This window comes from Streptoverticillium olivoreticuli subsp. olivoreticuli, assembly GCF_003391135.1.
GTDB lineage: Bacteria > Actinomycetota > Actinomycetes > Streptomycetales > Streptomycetaceae > Streptomyces > Streptomyces blastmyceticus.
Window position 1 is genome coordinate 219934 of record NZ_CP031455.1, and the last position, 12065, is coordinate 231998.

Here is a 12065-nt window from a genome sequence, read left to right on the forward strand (position 1 = left end):
CCTCAGCGGCAGCGCCATTCGCCCCGGGAAATCCCGGGAAGGTGTCATCCTTCGGCGCCATGAATCCACTTTCGGATCCAATTGGCTGATCAAGTCGAGAAGTTGAGGCCCGGTGCGATATAGATGGGACGGCTGATCGAGGATTCACCCTCGCCACATGAAAGCCGCCGAACCAGGGGCACTCTCCATGGGCGGCCGTCAAAGCTGTTCTCCGGCGAGTCGAAGTGAAGGCGAGCGACTGAGGTTATGGGGCGAGTGGAAGGGCAGCGGGCCCGGCGGCGCGATGTGCGCCGAGGCAGGCAGCGGAAGAAAAAGGGGATACGGCGGTTCTTCACCTGGAAGAAGGTGCTCGGCACGTTCTTCGGGCTCTGCCTGCTCGCGATGGGCGGCCTCTACGTCCTCCATCTGTTGGTGCCGATCCCCGAGGCGAACGCGATGGCCAAGCGTGAGAACAACGTCTACAGGTACGCCGACGGCAAGGTCCTCGCGCGGGCCGGTCAGGTCAACCGTGACATCGTCGGCCTGGACGAGATCCCCGAACCGGTCCAGAAGACCTTCGTCGCCTCCGAGAACAAGTCCTTCTACGAGGACAACGGCGTCGACCTCAAGGGGATCACCCGCGCTCTGTGGAACACCCTCTCCGGCCGTGGCAAACAGGGCGGCTCGACCATCACCCAGCAGTACGTCAAGAACTACTACCTGAACCAGGACCAGACGGTCACCCGCAAGCTCAAGGAACTGGTGATCTCCTTCAAGGTCGACCAGCGCTTCGGCAAGGACGAGATCCTCGCCGGCTACATCAACACCAGCTACTTCGGCCGCGGCGCCTACGGCATCCAGGCCGCGGCGCAGGAATACTACGGAGTCGATTCCACCAAGCTGACCGTCGAGCAGGGTGCCTATCTCGCGGCGGTGCTCCAGGCCCCCAGTCAGTACGACTGGGCGGTGGCCACCGACACCGGCAAGAAGCTGGTGACCAACCGCTGGAACTATGTGCTCGACAACATGGTCAAGATGAAGGAGCTCGACGCCGGGCAGCGCGCGGGGATGAAGTTCCCGACGCCCGTCGAAGCCAAGCCCGCCGCCGGGCTCGGGGGCCAGAACGGCTATCTGGTGCAGGCGGCCAATGCCGAGATGCGCAGGCAGGGCGTGAGCGATCAGGAGTTGCAGCAGGGCGGCTGGACGATCACCCTCAACATCGACCGGAAGAAGCAGAAGCTGCTGGAGGACGCGGTCGTCAAGGAACTCACCCGCAAGCTGGACCCGGCCAAGCGCAAGGTCGACGCGGACATTCAGGCCGGCGCGGTCTCGGTGGACCCGAACAACGGCGAGATCCTCGCCCTCTACGGCGGTCAGGACTTCGCCAAGCATCAGCTGAGCAACGCGACCAACACGACCTATCAGCCCGCCTCCACCTTCAAGCCCGCGATTCTCGCCGCCGCGTTCAACGCGGGCTCCCGGACCCAGGACGGCAAGCCGATCACGGCCGACACCATCTACAACGGTGACACCGAGCAGCCGGTCAAGGGTCCCGGCGGCAACGGCTACGCCCCGCCCAACGAGGACGACATCTCCTACGGTCCCATCACCGTCCAGAAGGCCATGGACGAGTCGGTCAACACGGTCTTCGCCCAGATGGGTGTGGATGTGGGGCTCGACCAGGTCCAGGATGACGCTTACGAGCTCGGCATGGCCGACATCAAGGGGCAGAAGGCACACCCGGCCATCACACTGGGCTCCTACGGGGCCAGCCCCATGCAGATGGCCGGTGTGTACGCCACGCTCGCCAATCACGGCGAGAAGGTCACCCCGACCATCATCAAGGAAGCCCAGCACCCGACGCGTTCCTACAGCCCGCAGCGTGCCATCGGCGATCAGGTGATCAGCCGGGAGGCCGCGGACGGCGTCACGTCGGTGCTCACCGGTGTGGTCAACGACGGCACGGCCAAGGAGTCGGTGCGGGACGCCCGCAACCGGGGCGGCCGGCAGGTGGCCGGCAAGACCGGAACCTCCGACGACAACAAGTCGGCCTGGTTCGTCGGCTACACCCCGAACCTGGTCACCTCGGTCGGTCTGTGGGGCCAGGCCGCCGGGCCCCGTGAGATGAAGGTGGACGGCAAGATGGTGACCGTCCCGAAGGGTGGTCAGGTCACCATCTCGGGCGCGGCGGGCGCCGACGGCCGGATCGCCGGTGGCAGCTACCCGGCCAGGATCTGGGCGGCCTACGCTTTCGACGCGGTGCGGGGCGACCATGCCAAGTTCGACCTGGAGGCCGACCAGGGCTCCGGAACCGAACCGACCCCGACGATCACCGATACGCCGGAGGAGCCCCTGCCGTCGAGAACGCCGGACAGCGTCCCGACGCCCACGCCCCCACCGAACACCCCGTCCACCCTGCCGGACAACCCGCCGACTCCCCCGACGAACCCGCCGACGGAGACACCGCCGGGCCGCCCGACGGGCGGCCCGACCGGCCCGACGCACAACCCGACAGTCGATCCACCGCCTGGCGGCAACTGATCTGAGAACACCGGTGGTTGAAGCACACAGCAGGATCCGTCGGGGCGGACGTCACCCCAATCGCGTCAGTTTCGACCCGATGGAAGGTTCGGCCAGATCCGTCTGGAGGGCCACCGGTACCTTCAACGTGTCGGGCCCGCTGCCCGCCGTCAGTACACCGACCTCGGTTCCTGCCTTGGCTGTGCGCGGGAGGGATTTGCCGTCGTCGTCGAGGCGGAGGTCCAGCTTGTGGCCCGGCACGCCGAGGACCTTGAGGTCCTTGGCCGCGACGAGGGGGGTCCGGCCGCCGAGTCCGTCGTCGAGATGGCCGACGACCTGGCCCTTGTCGACGGCGACGGAGGAGGTCAGTGCGCTACGGACGGCCTCGATGACCTTCTTGCTGTTGTCCTTGACCAGGACGAGGCTGTTGGCGCCGTTGGGGTCCGGGCCGTCGACGCGCTGGTCGAGCAACGTGCCGAGGACCAGCGGAGTCCCGTCGTCGACCGTTTTGTAGGCGGCCCACATCAAGGCGCCGCCTGCCGCCGTGTTGGATCCGGTCTTGATGCCGGTGATGCTCAGGCCCGCGAGCAGGAGGTTGTCGTTGTTGTTGATGATCGGCTGGGGCAGGCCCTCGATGGTGGTGTTCGGCAGCGCGACGATCGGCCGGAACGCGTCGAACCTCATGATCGCCTCGGCCAGCCTGAGCTGGTCGACAGCGGTGCTCACGGTTTCGGCGTCGAGGCCGCTGGGGTCGGTGTAAGTGGTGTCCTTCATGCCGAGCGCCTTGGCCGCGTCGTTCATCTTCCGTACGAACGCGGCCTCGGTGTCGCTTCCTGTATCCCAACGGGCCAGTAGCCGGGCGATGTTGTTGCCCGAGGGGATCATGAGCATCTTCAGCATGTCCTGCTGGCTGAACTTCGTGCCGGCCGTCAGGCCTTCGACGCGTGACTCGTCCTCCGACATGCCGTCCTGCACGGCCTTGTCGTCGACCTCGATCTCCGGGCCCGCCTCGTCCTTCTTGAGCGGATGCTCCTTGAGGAGCACATACGCCGTCATCACCTTGGCGACACTCGCGATCGGCACGGGCTTCTGCTCCCCGAAGGTGCCGAGGCTGCCCATGCCCTGGGCCTGGACGGCGCCCTGTCCCTTCTCGGGCCACGGGATGTCGAACCGTCCGTCGAAGGTGTAGGAGGAGGTCGCACCGGCGAGTTCGAGCGTCGCGTCGGGCAGGGGGCGTACCGCCTGCACGGCCATGAGGACGGCGGCCAGGGCCACGGCGATCGGCGTCCAGATCTTGAGCCGCCGGACGATGGTCCGGGCCGGGGTCTCGGGCGGCGGCGGGGTGTTGGTGAGCTGTGCGAGCAGGTCCAGGGGGGTCGGCGGCGGGGGCTGCTCGGCCTCGGGCTGCGGGCTGGGCTGAGCCGCGGCGGCGCCCCCGGGCCTCTGGACGGGCTCGGCGACCATCGTCTTTTTCTCATGTGCCGCACTAGGCTGACCGGGGCGGCCGGGTTTCTCCGGGGCCGGCTCGCTACCGTGGTCGGTGATGGCGGAGCCGGCCTGCTCGCCGTCGTTGTCGTCCTCGGCGTCGTCGTTCGGGTCGCTCTCTGCTGCGGCCTCGCCCTCGTCCTCTCCCGAGCGGTCCACGCCGTGAGGGGCGACGGTTGCAGGACTCTCCTCGGCGCCGGCAGTGGCCGCGGCGTCCTGTCCGGCCGCCCCGGCCTCCGTCCCGGCTGGATCCCCGGCTTCGGTGTCACACACCCCGGCCTGCTCATCGGGCGCAGCGCGCTCGCCGCTTTCGGTTGCCGGATCCTTCTCGGGTTCCGGCGAGTCCGACGGTTGCTGTTCCGGTGTGCGGGTGGGTGCGGTTCGCGGATCGTGTCCGCTCGCCGACGTCCCCTCCGGGGGCCGCTTCTGCTCCGCCTTGTCGGGTTCCTCGCCCACCGCTGGTGTCTCACTCATCTGTCGCGCTGCCGCCTTGTGCTTGCCTGGCCCGGGTCCAGCCAGTGATCCCGTGTTGCTCGGCCATCCCTCGTACGGGGACGGCTCACCGCTTCAGCACCGCTTCCATGACCGCCTTGGCGATCGGTGCGCCCAGTCGGCCGCCCGCGATGTCGGAGCGGGAGATGTTCATGTCCTTGGGGTCGACGAGGACGGCGACCGCGACCGGGGAGGAGCCGTCGCTCTGCTTGGCGTAGGACACGAACCAGGCGTACGGTCGCTCGTCATTGACGTTGGCGCCGTGCTGGGCGGTGCCGGGCTTGCCGCCGACCGTGACGCCGTCGATCTTCACCTTGCTTCCGGTGCCGTCGCTCACGGTGTACTCCATCATCTCCTGCACCTTTTTCGCGGCGCTGTCGGAGACGGCCTGGTTCAGCTCCTCGGGTTCGGCCTTCTCGATCGTCGACAGGTCGGGGCCGCGCAGCTCGTCCACCATGTACGGCTTCATCACCTTGCCGTCGTTGGCGAGCCCTGCGGTGACCATGGCCATCTGCAGCGGTGTGCTGGTCACGCTGCCCTGGCCCATGCCGGTCAACGCGGTCTGGGGCTGGTCCAGTTCGCCGGGATAGCCACTGGCGGCCGTGCGGACGGGGGTGAACTGCTCCTTGTTGAAGCCGAACTTCTCCGCGGTCTCGCGCATCTGGTCCTTGCCGGTCTTGTGGGCGGCGTCGAGGAAGATGTTGTTGCAGGACCACTGCATGCCGGTTTTCATCGAGACCTTGTCGCACTGGGCGTCGGGGACGACGTTGCCGATCTTCGTGCGGCTCAGCGGCAGCTGGTAGGGCGCCGGAATGCCCGAGGGGGCGTTGATGTCGGTGACCGTGCCGTGTTCGAGGGCGGCCGCCGCTGTGAGGATCTTGAAGGTCGAGCCGGGCGGGTAGGTCTCGCGGATCGCCCGGTTGCTCAGTGGTTTGTCCTTGTTCTTGTCCAGCCTCTGGAATTCCTCCCCTTCCTTGCCCGACATACCGGCGAAGACGGAGGGGTCGTAGGACGGCGTGCTCACCATGGCGAGGATCTTGCCGGTGCGCGGGTCGAGGGCGACCACCGCGCCCTTGGCGTCGAGGTCGGTCAGCCCTTTGTAGGCGGCTTTCTGTGCCTTGGGGTCGATGGTGGTGACGACATCGCCGCCATGCGGCTTCTCGCCGGTCAGCAGGGAGAGGGGACTGCTGAGGAGCCTGCTGTCCTTGCCGCCGAGTACGTCGCTGTGGACGCCTTCGAGGAAGGTCGCGCCCTGGGCCTGGGAGAAGTAGCCGGTGACCGGTGCGTACATCGGTCCGTTCGTGAAGACGCGCTTGTATTTGAAGTCCGAGCCGGAGGTCTGCACGGAGCCGGTGATCGATTCACCACCGACGATGATGTCGCCGCGGGGCTGGGAGAATGCCTCGATCCGTACCCGCCGGTTGTGCGGGTCGCTGGCCAGTTCGTCGCTCCTGGCGAACTGCACCCATGTGGCCTGCACGAGCAGGGCCAGCACCAGCACCCCGCAGAAGACGGCTATGTGCCTCAGTGGCTTGTTCATGGTTCTCCGGATGGGGTCTCACGGTGGTTGCCGACTTCGTGGGAAGGGCCGGCGACAACGGCAGTGTCATGACGGGTCGGCAGTGACGGCGGACAGCAGGCTGCGGACGACGGGCCCCGCGGAGGCGCCGCCGGTCTTCCCCTTCTCCACGATGCAGGCCACGGCGATATTGCCGCGGTGGGCGACGATCCAGCCGTTGTTGGGGTCTTCCTCGGTGACCTCGGCGGTGCCGGTCTTCGCGCCGACTCCGCCGGGCAGGTCGGCCAGGACCTTCGCCGTGCCGTCGGTGACGGTGGCGCGCATCATCGCGCGCAGCTGGGTGACGACGTCCTGTGGCAGTTTTTCGGTGGTCGTCGTGTCCTTGGTTCCGCCGGTGATCGTGGGCTGGTGGAACGTGCCGGAGACCGCGGTCGCGGTGACGGATGCCATGAGCAGCGGGTTGGCCAGTACCCTGCCCTGTCCGATCATCGAGGCGGCCTTCTCGGTCTGGTCGCGGGGCGCGGGGACCGAGCCGTCGAACGAGGGGATGCCGGTGTGCCATTCCTGGCCGATTCCGAAGTACTTGCGGGCGACGTCGCCCAGCTCCCGGTCACCGAGCCTGTCGCGCAGGCTGATGAAAGCGGTGTTGCACGACTCGGTGAAGTCCTGGAGGAAGGTGGCGTCGCGGTGTTCGCCGGTCTCGACGTTGTGGAACTGTTTGCCGACGGTGAGGTACTTGGGGCAGTCGACGATGTCGCTCGGCTTGACGGCGTTCTTGAGCATCAGTGCGCTGGTGGTGACGAGCTTCCAGGTGGATCCCGGCGCGTAGGTGCCGGAGACGGCGCGGTTGAAGCCGGAGGAAGGCGCGTTCGCCACGGCGAGGATCTCGCCGTTGTCGATGCGCAGGGCGACGAGTGCGGCGTCCTTGCCCTTGGCCTCGGAAGCAAGGGCCTTCTCGGCGGCGGCCTGCCAGGTGGAGTCGAGCGTGGTGCGGATGGGCTGGTCGGTGGGGCGGTCGGGCTTCTTGCCGAAGGTGGCTTCCGTGCCCTTGACCTCTCCGGTGGCCCGGTCGACGAGCTGGATCGCACCACGGGGGCCGGCTCCCGCGGCTCCGGCGACCTGGTTCAGCACGGGTGCCAGGGAAGGGTGCTCTCCACCTGACAGGGCGGCGCCCCCGCGGTCGGTGATCTTGGGGCGGTCGGTGTTCTCGCGCTCCAGACGGAACTTCTCGGTGCTGCTCAGCTTCGGGTGGACGAGGGCCGGTGTCCAGTCCACCTTCCAGGTGCCGTCCTGTTGCTTTCGCAGGGGCAGCTTCGAGTCGTAGGTCCAGGCGCCCAGGTCGGTGACGGGCATCTTGGCGGTGAAGGGGACGCTGACGGTGCCGTTCCCGGACACCGCGGCCTTCGCCGCGGTCAGGGTCGGTTTGTCGATGCTGAGCCCGGCGGTGAAATTGCGCAGCACGTCCTGGGCCTTGCCGGGGTCGGTGGTGCGGCGGCCCGCGCTCGGTATGCGGCCACCGGCCCAGTCAGCGAGGAACGCCCGTGCCTCGGCCACGGCCGCGGGGTCGGGGCCGGCGGCCGAGGAGTCGGCGGCGAAGGGCCCCAGCTCGGCGAGGTACGCCCCGCCCGCGGCGACGGCAAGCACCAGAGCCGCCGCGGTGGCCGACCGGGCCGCTTTGCGGGGCTTGCGGCGGGAGGTGGTGCGTTTTCGGGTTTCAGGCATCGGGGATTCCTGGTCCTTGTGCTCATCCATCACCCGTCATTGCCGGGTGGCGAAGAGATCGGGAGGCGTGCTGGTGGTGTTCAACAGGAGAAGAGCAGCGGCCCCGGGCATGTGTCCAAGTTCCGTATCATTCTCGAATTGATTAATCTGGGATATCGTTGCTGGTTATGGACCTGATGCGGCACTTGGAGTGCTTTGTGGCTGTTGCAGAAGAGTCACATTTCGGCCGTGCCGCGGAGCGGCTGGGCATCGCCCAGCCGCCCCTGTCGCAGCGCATCCAGCGTCTGGAGCGCGAACTGGGGGTGCGCCTGTTCGAGCGGACCAGCCGACAGGTGACGATCACCAAGGCCGGGACGCTGCTCCTGGACGAGGCCCGTGAACTGCTCGCCCGTTCCGAGGCGCTGATGGCCACCGCCCGCCGGGTCAGGGACGGCGAGAGCGGGCTGCTGCGCGCCGCGCTGCCGCCCGACATCCCCGGGGAGACCGTCGCCGCGATCCTGGCGGACTTCCGGCAGCGCCATGCCGGGGTGGAGTTGGAGCTGCGCGAGCTGTCCACCACCGAGCAACTCCTCCAGTTCGCCTCGCACGAGTTGGACGTCGGGCTCATCCACCACCCCTGTGACGTCTCCGGCCTCGAGCTGGGCCCGGTTCTCCACCGCGAGGTGGGGGTACTGCTCCCCCGCGACGCCCCGGCCGCCGCGCTCGACGAGGTCCCGCTCACCGCCCTCACCGGATACGACCTGGTCCTCTTCCACCGCGCCGCCGCCCCCTCCCTGCACGACGACGTGCTGACCACCTGCGCCCGCAACGGCTACACCCCCACCGCCGTCCGGCACGGCCAGGGCGCCAGCTTCGTCCGCGGCCTGATCCTCTCCGCGCACGCCGTCGCCTTCAGCCCGCGGGACGCCCACCCCGCGGGTGCCGCCGACCGGGATCCGGACGTCGTCTGGCGCCCGCTCGCCGGGACCCCGCTGGTCTGGCGCCACTCCGTCGCCTGGCCGCAAGGGCGCAGCGACACGGTCGTCGGCGCCTTCGCCGAGGCGGCCACGCACGCGCTGCGGAACACCACCGCCATGAGTGCCGACCCGCCCCCGCGCCCGCTCCATCTGCGCCCGGCAGCGGAGTACTGGCTGTGACCAGCACCCTCGCCCGCATCCGTGATGCCTTCGACGCCGCCGGTGTCACCGGTCGGCTGCACGCCCTCGACATCGACTCCGGCGCGGAGATCAACGCGGGCGCCGATCTCCCGGTCGTCACCGCCAGCGTGCACAAGCTCTGTCTGCTCGTCGCACTCCACCAGCGGGCCGCGGCAGGGCACGTCGACCTCACCGAACAGATCGAGTGCCCACCGGCCGGCCGCACCTTGGGGCCCACCGGGCTGGCCGCCATGCTCGACCCCGTCCGCATGTCCCTGCGCGACGCCGCCTATCTGATGATGGCCGTCAGCGACAACACCTCCGCCGACATCCTCCTGGAGCGCGTCGGCCTCGACGCCGTCAACGACACGACCGCCCGGCTCGGCCTCACCCATACCCACGCCGTCCACACGTTCGGCCGGATCCTCGCCACCATCAGGCAGGACGCGGGACCCGGCGGCCCGCAGGCACTGACCGATCCGTACGTCATCGCCCGGCTGCGTGCCCTCGACCCCGCCCGCACCAACCGCAGCACCCCTCGCGACATGACCCGCCTGCTGGCCGCCGTCTGGCGTGACGAAGCCTGTGCGCCCGAACACTGCGCCGCGGTCCGCCGCCTCCTCGGCCTGCAGGTCTGGCCGCATCGCATGGCCTCGGGCTTCCCTTTCGACGACGTCCACGTCGCGGGCAAGACCGGAAGCCTGCCGACCGTGCGCAACGAGGTCGGCGTCATCGAATACCCCGACGGGGGCCGCTACGCCGTCGCTGTCTTCACCCGTGCCGCCAGCACCGCCGCCACGCTCCCCCCGGCCGACGCCGTCATCGGCACCACGGCCCGTATCGCTGTCGACGCACTGCGCGCCCTGTAGTGGATTCCACCCTTTTGTAACCCGGGCTTCATTCCCGGCTGCCAGGCTTCACCGATCTGCCCGCCGCTCTCGGCTCCGGCTTCGCTCCAGCCGTCCTCGATGCATAGGAACCGACGCGTGAACCCCATCGACCTGCTCGCCGAACTCTTCGACGGAGAGGGCGGCGCCGAATACTTCGGTGAAGCCGTCACTCAGGCCGAGCACATGCTCCAGGCCGGGGCGCTCGCCGAGGCCGCCGGCGCCCCGCCGCACCTCGTCGCGGCCGCCCTGCTGCACGACATCGGGCACTTCCACGGAGCCGTCACCGGCCGGGACCTGATGGAGGGCGGTCAGGACAACCGGCACAGCCATACGGGCGCCGACTGGCTCGACGAGCATTTCGGCCCCGAGGTGACCGGGCCCGTACGGCTGCACGTGGCGGCCAAGCGGTACCTGTGCGCGATGGAGCCCGGCTATTTCGAGCTCCTCTCGGAGGCGTCCGTGCACACGCTCAAGGTGCAGGGCGGGCCCATGTCGCCCGATCAGGCGCGGGAGTTCGCGGCGTTGCCCGGCTCCCGGGATGCGGTCGCCGTGCGCCGCTGGGACGAGCAGGCGAAGGATCCGGAGTTCGCGACCCCGGGCTTCGAGCATTTCCGCCCGCTGCTCGAATCGCTGCTCACCCGCTCGTGAGGCGGTGCCCTGGTATCCGGTGTGAGGGCCCTGAGTCGGCCGGGGGCCCATCCGGCCCCCGATGGGCCTGCGATGTTGTTCGCGTTCCCCGGCCGACTGCGCCGGGGTCCGTCAGCCGGTCTTCTTCTTGGCGGGCTCGGCATCGGTGAGGTCGACGCTGGTGCAGGACACATCGGCCTTGCTGTCCAGGGTGATGGTCTTGACCTCGGTCTTGCCGTCCGAGGCGGTGACCTTGCCCACGGCCTTGTCGTCCGAGACGACGGGCTTGCGCTCGACCTTGTCCCCGGCCTTGTGAGCAGGCTTTTCGCCAGTGGATCCGGCAGCAGCGGGAGCGCCGGTGCCGCTCTTGCCGTCCGCCTGGGTGTATTTCACGTTGCAGGTCGGCGGCTTGGAAGCGCTGCCGGAGTCCGTCCCGGCGGCGAAGGCCGTGCTGCCCGCCGCGACTGTTCCGAATGCGGCCGCGGCCACGGCGACAAGGAGGGACTTCCGACGCGGCATACGAATGGGCTTCATCGTGGTGTTCCTCTCGTAAAGGAGGAGGCTCTCTCGCGAACCTCTCCGATACGGCCCAGTTCACCTGAACCCATGTTTCCCCGATGTCTCGGTGAATCGTCAGCTGCCGGTCGCGGACTTCCAGGCGTCTGTGTAGGACTTGAGGTTCTTGTCGATGTCCGACCAGTCCGGGGTAAAGATGTCCACGCCCTTCATGATGTCGGCGAGCTTGGTGGCGTTCTCGTCGGTCGCCTTGACGTCGGTACGGGCCGGGAAGCCGCCGCTGACCTCGCTGGCCTGCTTCTGGACCTCCTCCGTCAGCAGGTAATCCAGCAGCTTCTTGCCGTTCTCGCTGTTGGGGGCGCCGTGGACCAGCCCGGCCGCGTACGGGAGGGCGAAGGAGGTGGGCTTGCCGTCGCCCTTGGCCGGGAACCAGATGCCGAGGTTCGGCATGGACTTGGACTGGGCGAAGTTCATCTGGACATCGCCGTTGGCGACCAGCAGCTCGCCCTTGTCGGTCTTGGGCGCGAGCTTGCTGGTGGAGGAGGAAGGGCCGACGTTGTTGGCCTGGAGCTTCTTGAGGTACTCCATGGCCGCTTCCTTGCCGCCGAAGTCGTGCATGGCCTTGATGAGGACGGCCGTGCCGTCACCTGCGACGCCCGGCGTGGAGTACTGGAGCTTGCCCTTGAACTTCTTGTCCAGGAGGTCCTCCCAGGTCTTGGGCGCCTCCGAGAGCTCCTTCTTGTTGTAGACGAAGCCGAAGTAGTTGTTGACGACCGACGTCCACTTGCCGTCCGGTGCCCGGCCCGAGCTGTCCACCTTGTCGGCGTTCTTGGGCTCGTACTTCTCCAGCAGACCCTTGCCGTCGGCCTGCTGGATGAAGGGGGGCAGGGTGACCAGCACGTCGGCCTGGGTGTTGGTCTTCTCGCGGGCGACGCGCTGCACCATCTCCCCGGAGCCGCCCTCCACGTACTTGACCTTGATTCCGGTCTGCTTCTCGAAGTCCTTGAAGACCTTGTCGTAGAAACCGTCGCCGTTCTCGCCCTTGAGTCCGTCGGCGCTGTAGACGGTGACGGACTTCGAGTCGGAGCCGGTCAGGGAGCCGCCTCCGCAGGCGGCGAGGGTACCGACGAGGGCGAGGCTGCCGGTGACAGCGACGGCGATCTTGATGGAGCGCTTCAT

The 12065-nt window shown here is 68.3% G+C and carries 9 protein-coding genes; 4 read left to right on the forward strand and 5 right to left on the reverse strand.

Going from position 1 to position 12065, the window contains the following annotated elements:
• The first annotated feature begins 246 nt into the window (after nucleotides 1-246).
• A complete protein-coding gene (locus tag DXZ73_RS00895) occupies nucleotides 247-2520 on the forward strand; it encodes a transglycosylase domain-containing protein (protein ID WP_116209152.1) in 2274 nt (757 codons plus the stop codon).
• A gap of 51 nt (nucleotides 2521-2571) precedes the next feature.
• On the opposite strand, the gene DXZ73_RS00900 is transcribed toward DXZ73_RS00895, so the two are convergent.
• The 3 genes from DXZ73_RS00900 to DXZ73_RS00910 all read right to left on the reverse strand — a co-directional run bounded on the left by DXZ73_RS00900 (nucleotide 2572) and on the right by DXZ73_RS00910 (nucleotide 7717).
• Nucleotides 2572-4458: a D-alanyl-D-alanine carboxypeptidase gene (locus tag DXZ73_RS00900; protein WP_116209153.1), complete on the reverse strand. Its 1887-nt coding sequence runs from the start codon at nucleotides 4456-4458 to the stop codon at nucleotides 2572-2574.
• A gap of 85 nt (nucleotides 4459-4543) precedes the next feature.
• A complete protein-coding gene (locus DXZ73_RS00905) occupies nucleotides 4544-6016 on the reverse strand; it encodes a peptidoglycan D,D-transpeptidase FtsI family protein (RefSeq protein ID WP_116209154.1) in 1473 nt (490 codons plus the stop codon).
• Between the two features lie 66 nt (nucleotides 6017-6082).
• A complete protein-coding gene (locus DXZ73_RS00910) occupies nucleotides 6083-7717 on the reverse strand; it encodes a penicillin-binding transpeptidase domain-containing protein (protein ID WP_116215339.1) in 1635 nt (544 codons plus the stop codon).
• Nucleotides 7718-7884: 167 nt separating this feature from the next.
• Between DXZ73_RS00910 and DXZ73_RS00915 the strand changes: the two genes are divergently transcribed.
• The 3 genes from DXZ73_RS00915 to DXZ73_RS00925 all read left to right on the forward strand — a co-directional run bounded on the left by DXZ73_RS00915 (nucleotide 7885) and on the right by DXZ73_RS00925 (nucleotide 10391).
• Nucleotides 7885-8853, forward strand: a complete 969-nt coding sequence (locus tag DXZ73_RS00915) for a LysR family transcriptional regulator (protein WP_116209155.1) — start codon at nucleotides 7885-7887, stop codon at nucleotides 8851-8853.
• Complete coding sequence (locus tag DXZ73_RS00920; protein ID WP_425315804.1) at nucleotides 8850-9722, forward strand: serine hydrolase; 873 nt, start codon at nucleotides 8850-8852, stop codon at nucleotides 9720-9722. The genes DXZ73_RS00915 and DXZ73_RS00920 overlap by 4 nt, the downstream gene beginning before the upstream one ends.
• Nucleotides 9723-9839: 117 nt before the next feature.
• Nucleotides 9840-10391: a phosphonate degradation HD-domain oxygenase gene (locus DXZ73_RS00925; protein ID WP_240351042.1), complete on the forward strand. Its 552-nt coding sequence runs from the start codon at nucleotides 9840-9842 to the stop codon at nucleotides 10389-10391.
• A gap of 111 nt (nucleotides 10392-10502) precedes the next feature.
• On the opposite strand, the gene DXZ73_RS00930 is transcribed toward DXZ73_RS00925, so the two are convergent.
• Both DXZ73_RS00930 and DXZ73_RS00935 read right to left on the reverse strand, forming a co-directional pair.
• Nucleotides 10503-10904 carry a hypothetical protein gene (locus DXZ73_RS00930; RefSeq protein ID WP_162889930.1) on the reverse strand — a complete coding sequence of 134 codons (402 nt, stop codon included), beginning with the start codon at nucleotides 10902-10904 and terminating at the stop codon, nucleotides 10503-10505.
• A gap of 99 nt (nucleotides 10905-11003) precedes the next feature.
• A complete protein-coding gene (locus DXZ73_RS00935; protein WP_116215340.1) occupies nucleotides 11004-12065 on the reverse strand; it encodes a 2-aminoethylphosphonate ABC transporter substrate-binding protein in 1062 nt (353 codons plus the stop codon).